23 protein-coding genes are annotated in these 20,696 nt (G+C 44.4%); 13 read left to right on the plus strand and 10 right to left on the minus strand.

What is annotated here, in order from left to right; genetic code table 11:
- The first annotated feature begins 399 nt into the window (after positions 1-399).
- The 7 genes from ACSW3C_RS14215 to ACSW3C_RS14245 all read left to right on the plus strand — a co-directional run bounded on the left by ACSW3C_RS14215 (position 400) and on the right by ACSW3C_RS14245 (position 7,607).
- Positions 400-735, plus strand: a complete 336-nt coding sequence (locus ACSW3C_RS14215) for a PadR family transcriptional regulator (protein WP_486563437.1) — start codon at positions 400-402, stop codon at positions 733-735.
- Positions 736-1,275 (plus strand): DUF2812 domain-containing protein, encoded by a 540-nt coding sequence (locus ACSW3C_RS14220; protein ID WP_486563439.1) that lies wholly within the window; start codon positions 736-738, stop codon positions 1,273-1,275. It begins immediately after the preceding gene.
- A 32-nt stretch (positions 1,276-1,307) separates the two neighbouring features.
- Entirely contained in the window at positions 1,308-2,249 is a 942-nt protein-coding gene (locus tag ACSW3C_RS14225) for an ABC transporter ATP-binding protein (protein WP_486563441.1), read from the plus strand.
- A complete protein-coding gene (locus tag ACSW3C_RS14230) occupies positions 2,242-3,456 on the plus strand; it encodes an ABC transporter permease (protein WP_486563443.1) in 1,215 nt (404 codons plus the stop codon). Before ACSW3C_RS14225 ends, ACSW3C_RS14230 begins: the two co-directional genes overlap by 8 nt.
- Before the next feature lie 600 nt (positions 3,457-4,056).
- Positions 4,057-4,890, plus strand: a complete 834-nt coding sequence (locus tag ACSW3C_RS14235; RefSeq protein ID WP_486563445.1) for a gluconate 2-dehydrogenase subunit 3 family protein — start codon at positions 4,057-4,059, stop codon at positions 4,888-4,890.
- Positions 4,891-4,905: 15 nt separating this feature from the next.
- Positions 4,906-6,651 (plus strand): GMC family oxidoreductase, encoded by a 1,746-nt coding sequence (locus tag ACSW3C_RS14240; protein ID WP_486563447.1) that lies wholly within the window; start codon positions 4,906-4,908, stop codon positions 6,649-6,651.
- Between the two features lie 119 nt (positions 6,652-6,770).
- Entirely contained in the window at positions 6,771-7,607 is an 837-nt protein-coding gene (locus ACSW3C_RS14245) for a cytochrome c oxidase assembly protein (RefSeq protein ID WP_486563449.1), read from the plus strand.
- A 319-nt stretch (positions 7,608-7,926) separates the two neighbouring features.
- Here ACSW3C_RS14245 and ACSW3C_RS14250 read toward each other — a convergent pair whose 3' ends face one another.
- The 3 genes from ACSW3C_RS14250 to ACSW3C_RS14260 all read right to left on the minus strand — a co-directional run bounded on the left by ACSW3C_RS14250 (position 7,927) and on the right by ACSW3C_RS14260 (position 9,842).
- Positions 7,927-8,058: a hypothetical protein gene (locus ACSW3C_RS14250; protein WP_486563451.1), complete on the minus strand. Its 132-nt coding sequence runs from the start codon at positions 8,056-8,058 to the stop codon at positions 7,927-7,929.
- A gap of 146 nt (positions 8,059-8,204) precedes the next feature.
- Positions 8,205-8,960, minus strand: a complete 756-nt coding sequence (locus tag ACSW3C_RS14255) for an AAA family ATPase (protein ID WP_486563453.1) — start codon at positions 8,958-8,960, stop codon at positions 8,205-8,207.
- 294 nt (positions 8,961-9,254) lie between these two features.
- Positions 9,255-9,842 (minus strand): LysE family transporter, encoded by a 588-nt coding sequence (locus tag ACSW3C_RS14260; RefSeq protein WP_486563455.1) that lies wholly within the window; start codon positions 9,840-9,842, stop codon positions 9,255-9,257.
- A 55-nt stretch (positions 9,843-9,897) separates the two neighbouring features.
- Between ACSW3C_RS14260 and ACSW3C_RS14265 the strand changes: the two genes are divergently transcribed.
- Positions 9,898-10,509: a helix-turn-helix domain-containing protein gene (locus ACSW3C_RS14265; protein ID WP_486563657.1), complete on the plus strand. Its 612-nt coding sequence runs from the start codon at positions 9,898-9,900 to the stop codon at positions 10,507-10,509.
- Positions 10,510-10,569: 60 nt separating this feature from the next.
- Here the strand turns inward: ACSW3C_RS14265 and ACSW3C_RS14270 are convergent, their stop codons facing one another.
- The 5 genes from ACSW3C_RS14270 to ACSW3C_RS14290 all read right to left on the minus strand — a co-directional run bounded on the left by ACSW3C_RS14270 (position 10,570) and on the right by ACSW3C_RS14290 (position 14,200).
- Positions 10,570-11,136, minus strand: a complete 567-nt coding sequence (locus tag ACSW3C_RS14270; RefSeq protein WP_486563457.1) for an NADPH-dependent FMN reductase — start codon at positions 11,134-11,136, stop codon at positions 10,570-10,572.
- Positions 11,137-11,150: 14 nt separating this feature from the next.
- Complete coding sequence (locus ACSW3C_RS14275; protein ID WP_486563459.1) at positions 11,151-12,206, minus strand: LLM class flavin-dependent oxidoreductase; 1,056 nt, start codon at positions 12,204-12,206, stop codon at positions 11,151-11,153.
- A gap of 2 nt (positions 12,207-12,208) precedes the next feature.
- Positions 12,209-13,153: a ring-cleaving dioxygenase gene (locus ACSW3C_RS14280; RefSeq protein WP_486563461.1), complete on the minus strand. Its 945-nt coding sequence runs from the start codon at positions 13,151-13,153 to the stop codon at positions 12,209-12,211.
- A gap of 50 nt (positions 13,154-13,203) precedes the next feature.
- The gene (locus ACSW3C_RS14285) at positions 13,204-13,647 is read right to left on the minus strand and encodes a MarR family winged helix-turn-helix transcriptional regulator (protein WP_248512508.1); all 444 of its coding nucleotides are present in this window, start codon (positions 13,645-13,647) and stop codon (positions 13,204-13,206) included.
- An 85-nt stretch (positions 13,648-13,732) separates the two neighbouring features.
- On the minus strand, positions 13,733-14,200 hold the full coding sequence (locus ACSW3C_RS14290) for a DUF4306 domain-containing protein (RefSeq protein WP_486563462.1): 468 nt from the start codon (positions 14,198-14,200) through the stop codon (positions 13,733-13,735).
- Between the two features lie 176 nt (positions 14,201-14,376).
- Between ACSW3C_RS14290 and ACSW3C_RS14295 the strand changes: the two genes are divergently transcribed.
- From ACSW3C_RS14295 to ACSW3C_RS14315, 5 genes are read left to right on the plus strand one after another with little or no spacing between them, the layout of a single operon-like run.
- Positions 14,377-15,054, plus strand: a complete 678-nt coding sequence (locus tag ACSW3C_RS14295; protein ID WP_486563463.1) for a response regulator transcription factor — start codon at positions 14,377-14,379, stop codon at positions 15,052-15,054.
- Complete coding sequence (locus tag ACSW3C_RS14300; RefSeq protein ID WP_486563464.1) at positions 15,051-16,106, plus strand: sensor histidine kinase; 1,056 nt, start codon at positions 15,051-15,053, stop codon at positions 16,104-16,106. The genes ACSW3C_RS14295 and ACSW3C_RS14300 overlap by 4 nt, the downstream gene beginning before the upstream one ends.
- Before the next feature lie 41 nt (positions 16,107-16,147).
- Positions 16,148-16,870 (plus strand): ABC transporter ATP-binding protein, encoded by a 723-nt coding sequence (locus ACSW3C_RS14305; RefSeq protein ID WP_486563465.1) that lies wholly within the window; start codon positions 16,148-16,150, stop codon positions 16,868-16,870.
- Positions 16,867-17,610: an ABC transporter permease gene (locus ACSW3C_RS14310; protein WP_486563467.1), complete on the plus strand. Its 744-nt coding sequence runs from the start codon at positions 16,867-16,869 to the stop codon at positions 17,608-17,610. Before ACSW3C_RS14305 ends, ACSW3C_RS14310 begins: the two co-directional genes overlap by 4 nt.
- Positions 17,607-18,365, plus strand: a complete 759-nt coding sequence (locus ACSW3C_RS14315; protein ID WP_486563469.1) for an ABC-2 transporter permease — start codon at positions 17,607-17,609, stop codon at positions 18,363-18,365. The genes ACSW3C_RS14310 and ACSW3C_RS14315 overlap by 4 nt, the downstream gene beginning before the upstream one ends.
- Before the next feature lie 52 nt (positions 18,366-18,417).
- Here ACSW3C_RS14315 and ACSW3C_RS14320 read toward each other — a convergent pair whose 3' ends face one another.
- A complete protein-coding gene (locus ACSW3C_RS14320) occupies positions 18,418-20,001 on the minus strand; it encodes a DUF4179 domain-containing protein (RefSeq protein ID WP_486563470.1) in 1,584 nt (527 codons plus the stop codon).
- Positions 19,991-20,518 carry an RNA polymerase sigma factor gene (locus tag ACSW3C_RS14325; protein WP_486563472.1) on the minus strand — a complete coding sequence of 176 codons (528 nt, stop codon included), beginning with the start codon at positions 20,516-20,518 and terminating at the stop codon, positions 19,991-19,993. Before ACSW3C_RS14325 ends, ACSW3C_RS14320 begins: the two co-directional genes overlap by 11 nt.
- Positions 20,519-20,696: the final 178 nt, after the last annotated feature.

Raw genomic sequence — 20,696 nt, forward strand, 5'->3', positions numbered from 1 at the left:
TATGTACATATGATTTTACGAAGATATGTCCACATCACACAAATTAATAGCGGTATCCGTCCCGCAAATTAATTCCTTCACCATTCATGTAAAGAAATGAAGTATTGGTGGAATTAAATCATTTTATCACAATGAACTTGCAATGCTCGGTTAAAGTTAGACACTAAGTGGGACCGATAAAATCAGGGGAAGAAAAAACATTTACGTAATGTTTTTTCTTCCCCTTTTTATTTCCAGTCTAGAAAATTATTTATCAAAACGATGGACGTAGTCTATGTAGCCATCGTCTACAACTAGCCCAAAGGGAATATCATTTATTAGATTGACACATATATCACTTAATGATATATTTCATTTATTGATATATCGTTAAGTGATATATGTGAGCAGGAGGAAAATATGGCTAGAAATCGTTCATTAGAGATGGGAGAGCTTACGGATACGGCTTATTACATTCTCTTGTGCTTTGTGCAAGAGAATCATGGATATGTCGTAATGCAGGCGGTGGAAGAGATGACAAAGGGCCAATTCTCCATTGGACCGGCATCTCTGTATTCCACGATTCAGAAGCTGCAGGCCGCCGACTTAATCGAAATTACAGAACTGGGGGATAAAAAGAAGAAAACCTATCGGGCAACGGGAAAAGGGATTGAGCTGCTAAAACAGGAAGTGGAGCGCAGACGGGATATGGTGCAACATGCTGAGGAAATTTTGAAGAGTGCGGGTGAATTGTAAATGACAAAAACTAAATATATTTTTAGCGGCGGCTTGGCATTTACAGAACATAGCGATATGGAACGATTACGGGAGCTTGCTAGTGAGGGGTGGCTGCTGGAAAAGATGCATTGTCTTGGATATGTGTTACGGAGTGGAAAACCGCAAGATATCGAGTACTCGCTGGATTATCAAAAGAGGGCGGATGAGGAGTACTTTACATTCTTTGAGATGTCTGGCTGGACACATGTTTGTTCAGTTGGTAAGGAAATTCATATTTTTAGTGCGCCGGCGGGAACGACTCCCATTCATACGGATCAACTGACCACTATTGATAAATACGAGACGCAAAAGAGATATATGGGGATCATTGCGTTGCCGACTTTGGTGATTACACTTTTGCTATCCATGGTCGCTATGCTGAGTAATTACGGCTGGGTGCCTAAAGGGATGGGAAATGCTTCCGGAATATTGAGCTACCTGTCCTCCTTGGTATTAATTTTCACGGGGATGCCTTACATCGGATGTAGCTATAAATTAAGCAGACTGCGAAGGGGTTAATGAATATACAAAGAGAAGGGGAGGGGTTCAAAGTGGAAACTGTTTTAACAGTGACAGGCTTAGGTAAATCATTTAAGAATAGAAAGGTGATCGAAGATATCTCCTTTGAGGTGAAAAAAGGGGAGATTATGGCGGTTTTAGGGCCGAATGGAGCCGGAAAGTCGACAACCATCCGAAATATAATGGGGATCATGTATCCAGATGAAGGAACAGTTCATTTTCATGGCTGCCAGCCAGGTGATATTCCCCGCCATAAAATCGGATACTTGCCGGAGGAACGAGGCTTGTATAAAAACGTGAAAGTAATGGATATGATTTTATATTTAGCGGAGCTGAAGGATTATCCGCTAAAGAAAGCTAAGCAACGGGCGCTTGACTACTTGAAAAGACTAGGTCTGGAAGGAAAGGGGAATGTCTCGGTTGAAGAGCTCTCCAAAGGAATGGGGCAAAAAGTGCAATTTATCGGTTCCATCATACATGAACCCGAATTGCTAATTTTGGATGAGCCATTTTCCGGTTTGGACCCGGTTAGTCAAGAAGTATTTAAGACGGAAATTCAGAACTTGGCCAACAATGGTACAGCCATATTGTTGTCTTCGCACCAGATGAACATGGTGGAACAAGTATGTGACCGTTTGTTTATGATCAATCGAGGCAAGAAAGTCATTTATGGCACGCTGGAAGATGTGAAAAATCAGTATGCTAATTTTAAATGCACAATCAAAGGGACAAATGCCCTTCCTATTTTGGAATCAATCCCTCAGGTGCAACGAGTCGAAACCCGAGACGAGGCTACGATTTTATATCTCGAACAAGATATCAAACCGGCTGCATGGCTGCGCTCGCTTCCCGATCACCTGAATATTCAAGAGCTGTCGATCGATCGGATTTCATTGCACGAGATTTTCATTGATGTCGCGACAGGCAACCACTCGCAGCTGGTAATTGAGAAGGGAGAGGAAGTACATGCGTAATAGTTGGAAAGTGGCCCGTTGGGAAATCAGGCGGAATTTAAAAAACAAATCCTTCTTGATTTCATTAATTAGCACACCGATTATCTTTATGCTGTTTGCATTTGTCCCTTCCTTTTTTAATAAAGAGTCGAATGAGAAGATTACTGTACATGTGCTGGATGAAATCGGTGTTTATAAACAAGTCGTACAAGCAGCGACTGAAAACGAAGCGAACTGGGATGTTCAAAGGACAGAGGCAAGCGAGTCTGAATTTCCAAAGCTTGTTAAGGAACATGATCATACAGCCTATATTGCATTAACAGAAGAAGGGCTGGAGAACGGAAAGATTCGTGTATATACGAGCAAAGACATTCACGACCGTTTCTTAAACGAAACAGGCATACTGGTCGAGCCGCTCCGTCAACAACAGTTAAATCAATCGGGACTGACCGATCAACAATTGACTATTGTGGAAAAGGGAATTCAAGTGGAAGCTGTTTCGTCCGGAGAGGAAGCGGCGGCTGCAGTGGGAGAAGCCGACAGGATGAAGCATTTGATTCCAGGAGTGGTAGCCGGGATCGTCCTCTTTTCAATCGTCATGACAGGCATGATGATTTTCACGTCAGCATCACAAGAGAAGAAAGAGAAGGTTGCAGAAATCGTCCTCTCCTCGGTTACGACAACTGAACTCATGCAAGGGAAAATTATCGGTTACTTTGTCCTGGGAATTACGCAAGTGACAGTCTGGCTGCTCTTTTTAATTCCGATTGCGTTGTGGAAAATCGATTTTCCATTATTGGAATACCTATTGGTTCCGCAACTGCTCGTGTTATTGTTTATTGCTTTGACGGGTTACCTTCTCTTCGCAGCCATCTTTGTCAGCATCGGGGCTACGGTTGAAGATATGACAGCGACAAGCAATTTCCAAGGAATCGTTATGATGCTTCCATTCTTGCCGTTTGTCTTTGCAGGACCACTTCTTAGCGATCCAAATGGGCTAATCGCCAAAGTGCTGACCTTTGTTCCAATTACGGCACCCAGTGTATTGCTATTCCGACTGGCTCAGCTGGAACAATGGCCTTGGGTGGAAATTATGATCTCCATCGCCGTACTACTGCTATCTATTTGGTTAGCAATGAAAGCAGCGGGGAAAATCTTTAAAATCGGTATTTTGATGTATGGTAAAAATGCGACACCGAAAGAGATTTGGAAATGGATGTGGACATGAGTGCCATCTCTTGAGGGATAATAAGTTCTGCAGATCGGCTTTCCATACTGCGACAGCCGCTGTAGCAATAAGCAACCACCATTTGTTGCAGATGGGCAGGGTGGTTACTCTTAGCAATAAACCGCACTTCATGCGGGTGTTAGTTGCAAATGACTGGGTGTTGGCGCACCTGGTCTTTTTTGTATATACATATAGCAGCGGGCAGCTGTAACAACACGACATGTGAAGGTTGGAAACTCCCAACCTACTTTCGGGCTTATAAAACATCCCACTCTGCAAAAGTACGTTGAAACCCATGATCGCAAACTGTGTGGAAAGAAATTTGTATATGAACCCCTTGGTACCAACCTCACCCAGCTGTTTAACATCCCCTGACTTATCTCTGGCACTCTGTCGGAGAAATATTATGAATCCTTCTCCCTGTAGCACACACCAACTACTCGAATCCCAACTATCTCTACTAAAGCCTTACTTCATTTACCGTCACCTCCATTCAGGCGGTTCTTCTTTTCTCTTACTCCTTCAACTATATGAATACGATTGGATGGTTTTGGAAAGCATGGATAGAAAGTATGCAGTCAAATAAGGAGGAGTCATGCAGTGTCAGAGAAACCAACAGAGACAAACGGCAATAAAGGGATGAGCCGGCGTACATTTATTAAGAATACAGGGCTTGTGGCAGGGGGGCTTGTCGGGGGCGGCCTGATCGGTGGATTGTTGACGAATCAGCTGCAGCAGAAGCCGGAAGTGGCACCCGCCATGGAGAGTAGTGGCGGCCTTCAGGAAGCCCGGGTATTTTTTAGCCGTGTCGAGGACTTCGATATCCTTTCGGCGGCAACCGAGCGCATTTTGCCGAAGGACGAGCTGGGACCGGGGGCTATTGAGCTGGGGGTTCCGTACTTTATTGACAAGCAGTTGAATACGGACTGGGGCAGCAATGCGAAGGAATATATGAAAGGTCCGTTTGTCTTGAATATGAAACATACAGGCAATCATAACCAAAACAAAGACCAGGACAGCCAGGGGCCGAATGCGGATACGCAAGTCCCAGTGCCTTCCCCGCGGTATCAGACAAAAATGACAAGGTCAGAAATTTTCATTCTCGGACTCCGGGAAATGGACCGGGTCGCCCAGGAGGAGTTCGGGACCCGATTCGTGGAGGCGAATCCGGATCAGCAGGATGATGTGTTAAAGAAGTTTGAAGCCGGAGCGTACGAGCTTTCGGGTGTGGGCTCGCAAAACTTCTTTAACCTGCTCCGTTCGTGCACGTTGGAGGGCGCTTATTGCGATCCGGTATACGGCGGGAACAAAGACATGATGGGATGGAAGATGAAGGAATATCCAGGGCCTCGGGCAAGTTATGCCGCTCAGGTCGACGCAGAAGAGTTCATCGTGTTGGACCAGCAAAGCTTACGGAATTATCAAGGACATTAAGGGGAGGTATTTGATATGGTAACAAAGTTGAAAAAAGTAGATGTAGTTGTCGTGGGAACTGGCTGGGCAGGCGGTGTCATTGCGGCGGAATTGTCGAAGGCAGGCTATAAGGTGGTTGGACTGGAGCGCGGAAAGAATCAAGTTCGTGAAGACTATATCGGCGTGAAAGATGAACTTCGTTATACGAATCGTTATGAAATGATGCAGAATCTCTCGTCTGAAACGATTACATCCCGGAATTATCTTGACGAAGTCGCATTGCCAGTGCGGACACGCCATGAATTCATGGCGGGGACCGATCTTGGTGGCGGAAGTGTCCACTGGGCAGGTGCCACGTATCGTTGGAAGCCGTACGATTTTGAAATTCGAACAAAAACGATTGAGAGGTACGGCAAGGATAAAATCCCGGAAGGCATGACGATCCAGGATTGGGGCATCACGTATGAGCAAATGGATAAATACTATGATAAGTGGGAGAAGACGGCGGGGATTTCCGGAGAACCTGATCCGCTTGGACCCGAACGCTCAAGCGATTATCCAAATCCGCCTATGAAGGAATCTGTTCCAATCAAGTTGTTTAAAGAAGCGGCAAAGAAGCTGGGCTATCACCCTTATCAAGTACCTGCAGGCAATCTATCGCAATCTTATACAAATCCGGACGGCGAGGCGATGAACGCTTGTATGTATTGTTCATTTTGCACGCAGTATGGATGTGACTTCGGGGCCAAATCTGACCCGCTTGTCACGGTATTGCCAACGGCCATGAAGACAGGGAATTATGAGGCAAGGGTATCCGCTAATGTGCGTCGTGTTCTCTATAAAGGAGGAAAGGCGACAGGAGTCCTCTATGTAGATACAATGACGGGTGAAGAGTTTGAACAGCCTGCGGATGTCGTCGTGCTGGCAGCATTCTCCATTACGAATAACCGGTTGCTCTTCCTGTCAGGAATCGGCCAGCCCTATGATCCGAACACGAGAAAAGGAGTCATCGGCCGGAATTTTAACGGCCAGTTTGGCATCACGTTCCTTGGGGCCAGAGGGTACTTTAAAAATCAAAAGTTTAACTACTATGCGGGAGCAGGCGCTTTAGGCGGCACACTCGGTGATTTCGCAGGTGATAATTTCGATCATACAAATCTAGATTTCATCAATGGCGGCGGCATTGAGATGCGTCAATATGGACAAGGCGCCATCGCAGGAAACCATGTGCCAAAGGGAACACCGACATGGGGACCGGAATTCAAGAAAAACTCCATTTTCTATACCAATCGCTCACTGATCGTATGGTACACGTCTGCCATCATGTCGTGGTGGCATAATTATACGAGCCTTGATCCGACGTACAAAGATGAACACGGCGATCCGTTGCTTCGAATCACGAATCGGTATACGGACCAAGACCGAAACATCGCCAAGTTCGGTATTGAAAAATGCCGGGAAATCATGGAGGCCATGGGCGCGGACATTATTGACGAGGATGAAGTGCCGCAGGAGTTCGACCATGTGTATGACGGCGGGCACTATGCCGGAGGGGTAATCATGGGAGCCGACCCGGCAACATCCGCGGTGAACAATTACTTGCAAATGTGGGATGTCGACAACCTGTTCGTCGTCGGCGGATCCGCTTTCCCTCAATTCGCCGGCCACCATCCGACCGCGACAATCGGTGCTCTCGCATACCGGGCGGCAGAAGGCATTGAATTGTATTTGAAGAACGGCGGCCAATTGGCTGAGCGTAAACACGAAAGCAGCACGGTATGATCAAAGATAGGCACGTCTCCTAGGAGGCGTGTCTTTTTTATCGCTCCTAGGGCTATCAAATAAATAAATGCTGCACTCATAGAATAGGATAGTCATAAAGGAAAGGGGGAATTCTGCTTTTGAGCCTGCTCGACATGCTGCTCCTCGAAAACCTGACATGGCGCTGGCACTGGTTGATCATCCTTACATGCCTTGCCGTTTTATACAGCTTTCTATTACATCGATTTGGAAAAAACGAAGTGGTGCGCATGCAGCCCATCTCCTTTTCTCTCGGATGCCTTCTTTTGTTTCTCATGCTTGGAAGCCCCTTTGCAACACTCAACCATATCTCCTTCACCTTGCATATGGTGCAGATGAGCGTGCTGTTCTTCTTCGTGTCGCCTTTGCTGATGCTGGGCATCCCGGAACCGTGGCATGATTTCATAATAAAAACGAAGCCTGCGTGGTGGCCCTCCATCCCTTTCACTTCCGTAACATTCCTCTCCACCTTCTCCATCCTTTTTCTTCTGTACCATATTCCCAGCATCCTATCCATCCTTGTTGCCTATCCCGTTTTTCAAAAGAGCTATCTGCTTCTTCTCTTCCTCTTATCATTCGGCATGTGGCGGCCGCTCGCTTCGCCTGATCCGTTAATGCGCTTCTGTGAATGTAAAATGAAAAAGTATGCGTTTTGGAGCGGCCTGGCCATCATGCCCGCCTGCTTGCTATTTGTGGCATCCGCCTTTCTCGAAAATGCCCATAATCCATTTCTACTCCAACTCGTCGCCCACCTATGCGGTCCTGGCTTCCTCGACTCCTTTCAGCTTCCCGTCCAACCGAAATACGACCGCCTGCTAGCCGGCACACTCATGCTGGTCTTGCACAAAGCCTCCCTCGTCTTCACGCTAAAATGGCAACGCCTTGTTTCGGCAGATTTCTACGATGAATTGGATAAGGAAACCTCCACGAAGTGCTAGCAAGCTGAGCTTTGCGGTCTAAGCGTGGAGAGGTGGGGAAAAGACAAGCCTTCCGATGAAAAGTTTCAACTTCTTGGGGAATGAGCATCGACTTCCAGGTGTTTTCTATGGCCTCTCACCAACTCGGTGATGGACGACGTGGGGCATTCCTCTGTTCATAGTCAAGCCGGGAAGCATGAATTGTAGTCAAGTGGTGATCAATTCAATTTTGCCGGTGATAGACTTGTTTCAGGCGGTGATAGCAGTGATTTACCCGGTGATAGAACCCATTTACCCCGTGATAGCGACCTGGCAGCTTTCGCAGCGAAATACGATCGATTCACAATAATAAAAGGGCACCCACCGCTTTACCACCGAGTTGAATGGCGTTACCACCGACTCTAGGTACTTTACCACCGACCTGCACCCCCTTACCACCGCCTCTCACACGATTACCACCGTTTCTCGCCATGTTACCACCGACTCGCCAATTTTTCCGATCCAAATTAACTTGTCACACACCTCATTCCAATAAAAAACGCCCCCCAGGGCTAACAACCATTAAAAGGACAACCTAAGATAGAAGGTTGTCCAGATTTTCTATTGCGAACTTGATTCCTATTGAAAAAGATGATGGAGCAAACGATCTTTGTCATCAAAAAATTGTTTCATAATCGAATAGTGTTCAGTCTCCTCCAACGTCGTTTCGTGCATCCCGTCTTCCGTAATTTCAAGTATTTTGGAAAGCGGGTGCGCCATGACAATGGGTGAATGAGTGGAAATGATGAACTGTGACCCCTCTAAAACAAGTTCATTCATGCGTGCCAGTAAAGAGATTTGCCGTAGGGGTGACAACGCGGCTTCCGGTTCGTCCAAAATATACAAGCCATTTCCACTGAACCGTTCTCTAAAAACGGCAAAAAAGGATTCTCCATGCGATTGCTCGTGCAGTGACACGCCTCCGTACGAATTGATAATTGGAGGAGCCGAGGTTAACTGTCGATCCAATTCCTCAATATTAGTGGCAACGTTATAAAAACTTTCGGCACGAAAGAAGAAATGATCAGTCGGCCGCTCAATTCCTCTCACTAGTTGCAAGTATTGATCGAGTTGCGAGTGCGAATCAAAGCTGGAGAAATTGAAATTCAACGTACCGCCTTCTGGATTAAAACCATAGGCAACCGCGATCCCTTCCAACAAGGTGGATTTCCCCATCCCGTTCTCCCCAATAATATACGTAATATTTGGATGAAACTGCAGTTCATTCAAGTTCCGTATAAAGGGGAGGGTAAAGGGGAATGTGCCATGAGGCAGTTGTTCCTGCCGCAAGCGGACGGACCGGATATATTGAGAATTTGCGTCTAATTTTGTCACAGGAAAATTCACTCCTTTTCAGTAGGGATTTTAGCAATCCGGATAGCGGCTTCATCCCGCAGCTGAGCTACGAATTTGTCAACAGAAACTCTATCTGCATTTGGTTTGAGCGGATTCCAAATGTAATGGCGAGGGCTACTGCCACCCCGATAAGAAAAAGTATGATGTATTTTCTCATTCTCTGCCTTCTTCCAAATAATCTCTTTTCGTATTGTACGAATGAGGGGGAAGGAAGTTCCAGTATTTGTAGGGAAGAGATGAACCTTGAAGAGGTGAGCACGTGGTATGAGTTGTTTATTTTACGAGAATTGTAAATGCACTATACACCAATAAAACTGCCATCAAGAGATTAAACGGTTTTTGATATTGCTTTACGACAGTTTGCAAAAGGGAGCCAAGTAAACTCCATGTAAATGTGCTTAGAATGCCGACGATACCTAAAAAAGCAGACAGCATGAGATAGCTGCTCATTGACGAATAGTAGGGAAGAATATATGTAGATACGACCGCAACACCATATAGAATGGCTTTCGGATTAATAAATTGCAGTAGCGCGCCGATTAGAAAAAAATGCGTATGCTCCTTGCCGTAGCTATCGTTGCCTGCGTCTTTGCTCGTCAAGATTTTATAAGCTAAATATAACATGTAGCCTACGCCAAAGAGGGATAATGGCAGTTCGATCGCAGGCATGAGGTTTAACAGCAAACGATTAAACAGTAAACAACACAGGATAATGATAAAAAATCCTAAACCGACGCCGACACAAAAGGTTGTCGTTTTTTTTAATCCATGCTTGTTAGCAAACGCCATGGCCATCAAATTATTAGGACCCGGCGTAAAACTGGTAACCACTACAAACAGTAAAAACGATAGAACTGGCATCAAAAATCCCCCTTTAATTAGTTTTGTATAACGTCTATAATGATCTTTATAACGTATTCGTTTTATTGTACAGAATAGACGCTATATTGTAAATAGAGGAGGAGTGAGTTTGATGGAAGACATTCAACGCATTCTTGCAAGAAATTTAAAGGCGATCAGGGAGAGGGAAAAGCTCAGTTTGGAAAAGGTCTCTGAGTTAAGTGGAGTCAGTAAAACCATGATTGGACAAATAGAGAGAGGGGAATCGAGCCCTACGCTGACAACAATTTGGAAGATAGCCACTGGGCTGAAAATCTCTTTTACGTCGCTCATTCACAACCCGCAGCCTGACACGAAGGTCGTTGCACGAAATGAAATTCAAGTCTTAACTGAAGACGAGGGGAAGTACAGAGTCTATCCCGCTTTCCCCTTTCAAGAGGACAGACGTTTTGAAATATATTCGGTTGAAATTGACGTGGAAGGGGAATTGAGTTCTGCCTCCCATAAGCCGGGTACGGAGGAATTTATCACTGTTTTTGATGGCGAGTTGACGATACGGGTGAACGATTGTGAGTATGCCTTGAGAAACGGAGATTCCATCCGATTCAAAGCAGATCGGCCTCATACGTATTGGAATTCTGGAGACCGGGTAGTTCGATTAAGCATGACAATTTATTATCCAGAATAAAGTGCGATCCAAAAGAAAGGGAATTGACCAGAAGAACATTCCGATCAATTCCCTTAATGCTTAGAAATCATATTCTTCATCTTGTTTCTTGCGGATACCCTCGAACGCTTCTACAGTCAATACGGTATCCTCCACTAGCCGCTCCAAACGGAACAGGACATCGTCATTGATAATCTCTTTGCGTAAGAAGTCTTTTTCTTCAATAAAGACATAGGTGGGGACGATGTTCGCTTTCATATAGGCTAAAATCGGTTTTAATTGTTGCTCGACCATCAAGTAGTGCTTTGATGTGCCTGCTGTGACGATCATGCTTACGACTTTATCCCGGAAGGCATTGACAGGCAGCAAGTCGAAAATATTCTTTAGGGTTGCGGGAATGGAAGCTTGGAACGTAGGTGTGCCGAGAATAATGGCATCAGCTCCCATAACCGTCTCAGCAACCAATTTGGTATCCCCGTCGTACTCAAAGTAATTACGACCGTCACTGAACTCGACTGTATAGTCGGCCAAATCAAGTAAGGTGACCTCATGCTGCGGGTATTTATTTTGAAGCATCTCGACGGCCGTTACTGCGGCTGTCCTTGTTTTTGAGCCTACAATAGAGCCAGCCAAAACAACAATTTTCATTTGAATCCCCCTCGTTATTTGGCAGTATATTTTTTAATCGCCGGTATGATCTCTGTTCCGATTATTTCTATGTTTTTCATAATCTTATCGAATGGCACGCCGCCAAAATCAATTTGCGCCATGAAACGCTGCATGCCATAGAGTTCATATTGATACAAAAGTTTTTCAATGATTTGCTGCGTGCTTCCAACCATTAACGCGTCACGTGTATCAGGAGCTTGAGCGAATTGCTGTTTTGGATAGCCTGCACCGCGGATGGCAATGAAACCACCATTAATATGTGGATACATACCTTGCAACGCTTCTTTTGTTGTGTCTGCGACATAGAACAAGCTTGTTGTGGCGATTGGCAATGTTGCGGGATCAAAACCGCTTTGTTCTGCCGCCTCACGGTAGGAGTCAACAGAGTGTTTGAAATTGATGGCTGGTCCACCTAAAGTCGTCAGCATCATCGGAATCCCCATATACCCGGCTTTAATGGCACTGGCAGGCGGTCCGCCGACTGCGCGCCAGATGGGAATTGTCCCGTTCACAGGCTGCGGCAGGATCTGGGCATTTTCAAGGGGAGGACGGAATTCGCCATGCCATGTTACCCGTTCCTCTTCATTAATCTTCTTAAGGAGCTCTAATTTCTCTTCGAAAATCTCCTCGTAATCCTGTAAATCTACTCCGAGCAAGTGGTATGCACCGACACGGGAGCCTCGTCCAGCAACGATTTCTGCTCGTCCCCCTGAAATCAAGTCGATGGTGGCAAAATCCTCATAAACACGAACGGGATCCGACACACTTAAGACGGTTGCGGAGCTCGTAATTTTAATGTCAGTTGTCGCTTGTGCGATAGCCCCTAGCACGACCGTATGGGCTTGCGTTGTAAAGTATGTTTGATGGCTCTCGCCAACACCGAACACATCGATTCCTGCTTGTTCGGCTAGTTTTGCTGCCTCGATTAACTCATGAATTCGCTGCTGGGCGGACACCCGGTCGCCCGTTAGCGGGTTAGGAATGTGATCGCCTAGAGAATATAGTCCAAATTCCATTCCGTTTGATGGATTGATACGATATTGTTCCATGCTTATTCCTCCTCAATGGGTTGTAGTTTTTGTTCGATTTCGTGGCGGCGTCCCTCTAAAAATGGCGGCAAATCCAGTTTTTCACCGAGCGTTTCGATCGGCCCGTCGATTGTGAACCCCGGTCCGTCCGTAGCAATTTCAAACAAAATGCCGTTTGATTCGCGGAAGTATAGGCTTTTGAAATAAAACCGATCCACAATGCCAGAAGAATGAAAGCCGCGTTTGCGCACTTGCTCATCGTAGTAGGCGAGTGCTTCTTCATCTTGTACACGAATTGCCAAATGATGAATGCTACCACGCCCTGGTTTTTCGGCAGGTCCATCCATGGCTTTCACGACGATTTCGCCGAACAGTTCACCGTTAATTGATTGGTAAATAGCTTCTTCTTCCGAACGCGATACTTCGGTATAGCCGAATATGTCCGTAAGCGTACGTCCTATCTTCTCGAGCCGGCGCACCGTGATTTCAACGGGACCCATGCCTTGAATTTGATGTTCAGCAGGAGCGGATGATTGTTCCCAAGTTTCCCAGTGGTCGATTTTTTGTCCATACGACGGTACCAGCACCATCCGCAAGCCTTCTGCGTCTTCAAAGTGCAGGGCAGGTCGGCCGGCGTATGTTGTGATCTCGCTATGTTGTACGCCAAATTCTTCAAAACGGGATTTCCAAAAAGTTAAACTCGCTTCAGAGGGAACAAGCAAACCGATTCGGGTAATAGCGTTCGTACCTCGGTGCGTGCTGCCGACAAACGGCATTTCAAAAAAGGATAACTCCGTTCCAGGACTGCCTGTTTTGTCTCCGTAAAATAAATGATACATTGACGGATCATCTTGATTCACCGTCAGCTTCACCCGGCGCAACCCAAGTATGTCGCGGTAAAAACGATTATTTTGCTTGGCGTTTTTCGTAATCATTGAAATGTGGTGATGGCCTGGTATTGGATACATAGTATGTTCCTCCTTTTTCATTTGACTAATCAAGTGATTTGGTAAAAAAATTACCGGTCCGGCAATTTCTTCTGCTCACTATTTTTATGCACACGTGACATGAGCGTATATAACGTCTTTTTCTCTTCCTCCGATAAACATTCATCGAAAAAAGAGGACTGGAATGCAAGCTGAGCATCAAAGGCATTTTCTAATTTGTTACGGCCTTTATTTGTTAATGAAATCGTTTTAGTCTTCCAATCCTGTTTGCGTTCAATGAGTCCGTCTTTTTCAAGGCGAGCGAGCATACGCGAAATACCCCCTTGCGTCACGGTCACCTTTTCAGCCAACTCACTTTGTGTCAAAGGCTCGTATGTTGAGATCTGCATGAGTACATCAAACTGGGCTGTCGTTAAATCATAGGGCTTTAAAAATTCATTGGAGAGCAAATTGCTCTGATGGGTGAATCGAGTCAGTCTCAGCCAAATTAATGATCCGCGTGTATTTCTTTGCATATGTGCATCACTCCCTTTCCTTAGTTTCACTTTACTACTCAAGTGATAATTTTGCAAGGATTTTATCTTGAATTCAATATAACTATTACTTACCTATTATTTTATTCGTACCCAGCGTGAGATGAACGATCAGTTCAACTGATAAAACCGCTAGTACAAGAAAGAACCACGAGAGCAATTGGAGCCCATATGTCGGTGATTGCTTTAATAGGAAAAATATTAAAAGGGAGCCAAATAGGGAAAAACCATAAAAAATGCTTAAAGTCCGCCGAGTTCCTTTACTCAACCAGCTGACCGCCTGCTGCAATAGCAGAATACTTGAAACTAGCATGAGCAAAGGGAAGAAAGGGGAAAACTTAGCTGCATAGAAGAAGTGATCAATCGGCAATATTGTATCCGGGGATTCGATGGTTCCTTTCAGCAGACTTGTGAAGATCGCTGTATGTTCCCATTCCCAAGGTTTGGATAAGAGGGCTGAACCTTCGTACCAAGTTACGAAACTTGAAAATAGGAATACAACTGAGCTGATTACGACTATAACTATACTCCGCATCCTGTTGCCTCCTTACTGAAAAGGATACTATTGGTTAGACGTTTGCAGATTGGAAGAGTTACTCCTGCAAAGTTACAAATTTACATAAGTAAGCTGATTAAGCTGATTGGAAATTAGATTCCTATGTTAATGTTATAATATAAGACAATTTCGAAACTTAGAGTGAGGGATGCTGCTTGAGAAGAAGCGTATTATATATTGAAGATAATGAGAAGATAGGCAGTTGGGTGAAAGAAGAATTAGAACAGCGAGGATTTTCCGTTCAATGGCTGCTTACTGGAGAAGGAGCCGAAGAACAAGTAAAACAGCATGAAATTGTTATTTTGGATATCATGTTGCCTGGCTTGGACGGATTTACTGTAGGTAAACGGCTAAAAAAGGCAGCTCCTGCTGTTCCAATCTTGCTGTTATCCGCTCGAACATCGATACATGATAAGGTAGATGGTTTACAATTTGCTGATGATTACGTTACGAAACCATTTCATACAGATGAATTAGTGGCAAGAATAGAAGTGTTAATCCGTAGAAACGGTGGAAACCATTCCGAACGTATTTCATTAGGAAATCATATTGAAGTAGATCCAGAGATTCAAATGGTCTATGACAAACATACAGGAGAGGAAATTATTCTAACAGGGAAACAACATCTAATCTTAATGTATTTCTTACGCCATCCGAACCAAGTGTTACCGAAAGAACAAATTTATGAAGCGATTTGGAACGAACCTTATATGACTGGCGATAAAACAGTATTGGTCCATATCAGTCGGTTGCGCCAAAAGCTGGAACGGTATCCCGATTCCTCGGAGATTATTGAAACGTTGAAGGGAATTGGCTATCGGGTGAAACTATGAAACAGAATAGATCATTATTTCATCGTTTTCTAATGGGTCATTTTCTATTTATCTTTTTTCCTCCCATTGTGCTCATTCTTCTCCTTATGCCCATTGGGTTTTCGGGTATTAATGAAGAAGATCTGAAAACGGTAAACCAATTTTACTTTATCCTGCTTTTGTTTGGTTTTATTATGATCGCGTTTGTTGTCATGTCTTGGCTGTTCTTTTTAAGACTTCGTAAGCGTGTTACCTACTTGCAGGAAGTCATGTCATTTTCAGCTGCAACTAACTCATTTCCTAAACCACTATCTGTTCAATCGGATCGGATGGATGAAATCGATCAGTTAGGAAGTTCATTTAATTGGATGATTCAGCAGCTTGAAGACAGTCAAAAACGCGAATATGAAGAGGAATTATTACGACATCGGCTCATTGCAAATTTATCTCACGACTTGCGAACACCTCTTACCATTTTGAGAGGGCATGTCACGAAATTAAATAAAGAATCAATGAGTTTAGAAGGTCATAATTCATTGACAGAAATGAACTATACGATTTCAAGAGTCGGAGAACTCATGGATGATTTACTTTCTTATACATTGCTTACTTCGGGGAAACATCCATTTCACCCTACTTCAACAGACATAGGACGCTTGGTACGAGCATCTGTTGCTTCGTGGTATCCCGTTTTTGAAGAAAAAGAAATTCAGCTCGATGTTGAGTTGCCAACAGAGGAAACGTTTTATTGGGATGCAGATCCTGCCTGGATATCACGGGTTTTGGATAATTTATTTCAAAACATTCTTCGCCATGCAGCAGATGGGAAATATGCAAACATTGTAGTGGATATAGAAAAAGAACAGATCATTGTGGCAGATAGAGGGCCAGGTATGGATCACTCTTCTTATGAGCAAGGGGCGGGAATTGGTTTATCGGCTTCCCATTATATGTTGAAAAAAATGAAGCTGAAAGCGGAATTTACATCAAATGAAGTTGGCACAAGAGTCGTGATTGGCAGAGCTTTACCTAAAGTTAACCCAGAAGTAAACAACATGATAACCGAGATGTAACTTTGCTTCCTTATAATGAGAGCCATAACAGCAGAAAGGGCGTGTTATGGTTGCTTACAATTACTAACTTAGTCAAACATCGCGGAAATCATGAAATCTTATCAGGTATCAGTTTTGAAGCCAGGCCAGGCAGAGTAACTGGTTTTTTAGGTCCAAACGGGGCAGGGAAAAGTTCTACACTTCGCATTTTGCTTGGATTGGATCGTGCCACCTCTGGGAGCGCACTAATTGATGGAAAGCCATTTGCAGAATTGCAGAATCCACTTTCAACGGTAGGTGCTGCACTTGATGGATTTGGAGCGCATCGTATGCGAACGGGACGTGCACACTTGCGATGGATTGCCCGAGCTGCAGGATTGCCTCGCTCGCGTGTCGAGGAAGTTCTGGAAATAGTAGGTTTGACAGACGCAGCGGGGAAACGGGTCGGCACTTATTCCCTTGGTATGGGAAGAAGACTTGGGATGGCGGCTGCATTACTTGGAGATCCTGAAATATTGATTTTGGATGAACCCGTAAACGGGTTGGATCCAGAAGGAATTCGCTGGATTCGGACATTTTTACGTGAACGTGCTGCGTCCGGAAAAACGGTACTGCTATCCAGTCATTTAATGGGCGAGCTAGCAGAGACTGTGGATGATGTGGTGATCATTAATCGTGGAAAAGTCGTGGCAAATGGAACTTTGGAAGAAGTAATCGGTAGCCATTCCACACTGGAGGAAGCCTTTTTTGCCCTGACTACTGAGGATGCAGGTGCTGTTGTATGAGAGCATTCAACGCGGAACTATCCAAATTATTCTCCCTGCCGGGCATATGGCTTGCCTTTCTCATTGGCGCTTGTGCCCCCGCAGTCATTGCTGCGCTGGACTGCATGGCAGAAAAAGATGATATTCTAGCTGGAGTCAGCACGCGGCTATCAGAAGTAGGCTTTATAGGATTAGGTGCTGGTGTCCAAGGGATTATTATTCTTGGAGTGCTTGCTGTCAGCAGTGAGTATTTGACAGAGAGCAGTGAATCTGGCGGAGGGAACCAGATTACAACGAGTTTAACCGCTGTTTCATCCCGTCTCCAATTTTTGCTCGCAAAAGCAGGTTCTGTGGCAGTGATCAGCATACTCCTTTTCGTTGTTGCTATTGTAACAACTATGTCAGCAACAAAGCTTATTTTGGGTGAATATGCCCCTGTATTTGAAGGATCGAAACTAGTCGGGGTTGGTTGCTACTGGACATTTACTGCTCTACTAGCATTTGGAATGACTGTCCTGACAAAGAATGGTATTATTCCGCTTACTGTGCTCATTATCAATTCATCTGTTGTAACAATCTCATACCTATTAACGAGGGTTACAAAGTTAGCGTTTTACTTACCGGATCGAGCTGGTATGGATATGTTTATGAACGAAGGATATCACACCCCAATTACAGGCGGGTTCATCATGTTTGCATGGGTAACCGTTCTTTTCATAGTAGCAGCCATTGTATTTCATAGGAGGGACGTTGCATCATGATGGTCTCTTCTAGTAGAAAAATAACATCGATTCTTGGCGCAGAACTGGATAAATTAGTTACACTGCCATTGATATGGCGCACTTTGATGGCTACATTCATTGTAAATGTAGTGTTAACCGCAGCTTTTACTTCTGCCAACCTCCAAGGGGCAACAGGTACGCAAAGTATACTGGATACAGGACTTGCTTCTATGGGTTATCTTCAAGCGGGGTTCATTATTCTTGGCATCTTGGCCACTTGTTCGGAGTATACGGGAGGACAGATCCGAACTACTTTAACTGTGATACCTTGGCGGGGATTTCAATTATCAACAAAGCATTTGGCCTTGGCAGTTATAACGGTGCCTATGGCGTTTCTCATGGCTGCATCAGGTGTACTCTATGCTTTTATTATGATGAAAGACACAGCAGCAGGGATTGAAACAGGCACCGTTATAAGAACGGTAATTGGTGCAACAGGCTACTTAACATTAACTACACTTCTCAGTGCCGCTGTAGGGTCTTTATTCAAACGAACCACTCCTGCGTTAGTGGTATTGCTTGGTTACTATTTCATTGTCAGTCCGTTGATGAGAAATTATTTGCCACGGATTAAAAATTATTCTCCCGATACGGCAGGATCTTATATGTACATGCCGCTTTCCCCTGACGAGATAAATGCTCTGACAGTGATGCAAGGGACAGGTATTTTACTGTTATGGACACTGCTCTTTATTACAGTAGCTATCATACTTTACCGAAGACGAGATGCCTAAGTTTTGAAGGGAAAGAGAAAAACGAGAGCCGCATAATAGGCTCTCGTTTTCTTCAGTCCAAAGGAATATCCACAACCTTTTCCCTATACTCGATCATCCGGTACCCGTCAATCGACAGTTTGGCTGGAATGAAGTCTGCTCCATCTTCCCTAGAAATCTGGATTTCATGCTCGGTTGGATAGAGGATCGGTTCTTCCAGTTCATGAAGGCGATAAAAATTTTCATATGCTTTGTATTGCTTGCCGTTTTTATCAATGATATAGCCGTCCGCGTTACTAACAGTGGATTTACTGTGATCCTCTGCATCTGAGAAATGATAGTCGAGTGATTGGTAAACACGATTTGCATTCAGCTCTTCACTCATCATAATCTTTGTCGGATGTCCGATCTCCACGTTATCAATGGAGATTGTAGTCCCCAAATAATTAAATGTTTGAGGTAACGGTTTAGAAGGATCGATAGAGAAGTCGGCTTTTTCTTTTACGGTAAATGCCATACTCCCGAAATGGACTTTTATATGGGACGGGTTCTCAAAATAAAGGGATTCAAATGTTGCATTCACCTCACTCCATCCGTTGCTATGCCATGTTGAACCTCCGACACCCCCAAAATCAAATGCACTTCCTGTTACATAGTTTTCTTTACTTTCGATCCCGGCAATCGAGATGGACAAGCCATCTAGCTTACGCTCTTCATTCTCGTTGCGGTAACGATAGGATAGAACTGTCACGGTCGGAGCGATTGTCAGTTTGTCGATGATCACCGGATTCCCCTCATACTCTGTCTCCACGTTAAGATCATGAATAATTGCAGGGTGTTTTTTGACGGGGATCTTAAAATGCCAGTCCCCTTCGACATATTCGGGTTCTTTTATGCTTACATCTACTTCTTCAGTTCCGTCCAGACTTTGGATTTTATTCAAAGATAGCTGAATGGTTCCTTTCTCTTCGGATAAAGGTCTCAAGCCCAATCTGCCTTTGGAAATATGGGGATTCTCTGAATGCAACCGCAGGTGGTTACGGACAGGAGAATAATCTCGTTCTTCTTTTGAGTTAAAAAGTTCTTCCTGATTGTCGACCTTGAGCCCTTTCGGAAAGTCAATCAAATATTCGTTTTCTCTTTTCTGATCTTCTATTTCATAATAGACAAGCGTTTGCATATCATCTGCTACGACATTTGTGATAGTAATTTTGATGCCATTACTTTCAGCACTCACATTCACTTTGTCGCCCAAGCCTTGCTGCACAAAGTTCTCCACTTGCTCTTCCTGCTTGTGGCCAAAGTCTTTCCACCAGTCCGCAAATGTAGCAAAACCATTCGTCGCAATCGCTGTGCCGACAAAGACGGTTAGAAAGAGAGCTGCGGCGGCGCCGAGTAAGGCAGTACGCTTAACTGTCTTTCGTTTATTCCATTGCGTGCTTGCAACAGAAGCCCGCACGTTCTTCATAAGATTCTCTGGCACATGAATGGCCTCGCTCTCTTCTTCCAAGGAGGCGATCAGCTGTTTAAGCTTGATCAATTCCTCTTTGCACGCAGCGCATTCCTTAATATGAAGTTCAAGCTCTTTTCTTTCCCATTCATTCAAGTTGCCTTCAAGATAATCTATCATTTGGTCCTGTGCATGTTTACACTCCATGCTTTTCACCGCCTTCAAATAGTTTCCGAAGCATCGTCAATCCTCTATATAACCTCGACTTTACTGTCCCTACAGGCACGTTGATGATGTCTGCAATTTCTTTCTGCGAATAGCCCTGTATGTATTTCAAAAGGATAACTTCCTTATGCTGGCTATCGAGCTGGTCCAAGCTTTCCATCAGTTCCAGCCGATGCTCGATCGGTCGTTCATCTGACATATCCGGCGGGCTTTCGACCACTTGCTTACTTTTCTTTCGATGAATCGCTCTGCATTCGTTTATGAAAATCGAGGTCACCCATGTTTCAAAGTAGCGATCTTGCTTCAACTGACCGATATTCTCATGAACTTTTAGAACGGTATTATGAAAGACATCTTCAACGTCGTGATAATCTTTCAAGTACGCCCAACCGATTTTAAAGAATTTCGACTGCCGTTCCTCAAACCAATCCAATAGGGCGTGCATGTCTTGCTTTTTAATTCGTTTTAAATAAATTGACCCTGCCATCGATGTTTTCACAAATGGTGCTCTCTCCTTTCCGAGTGGCCCTTTTCCAATTAGAGTAACGACAGTGGAGAAAAGTTCCCTTTTTAAAAAAATTAGTTTTGTAGATGAGAATTCATTAAACTTTTCTGCCATAAAGGAAGAGTATTCCGCTGACAATTGGTACAATATTGGTAAATGGTGAAAGTGGATA

The sequence above is a fragment of the Sporosarcina sp. AD_1 genome (assembly GCF_057373025.1).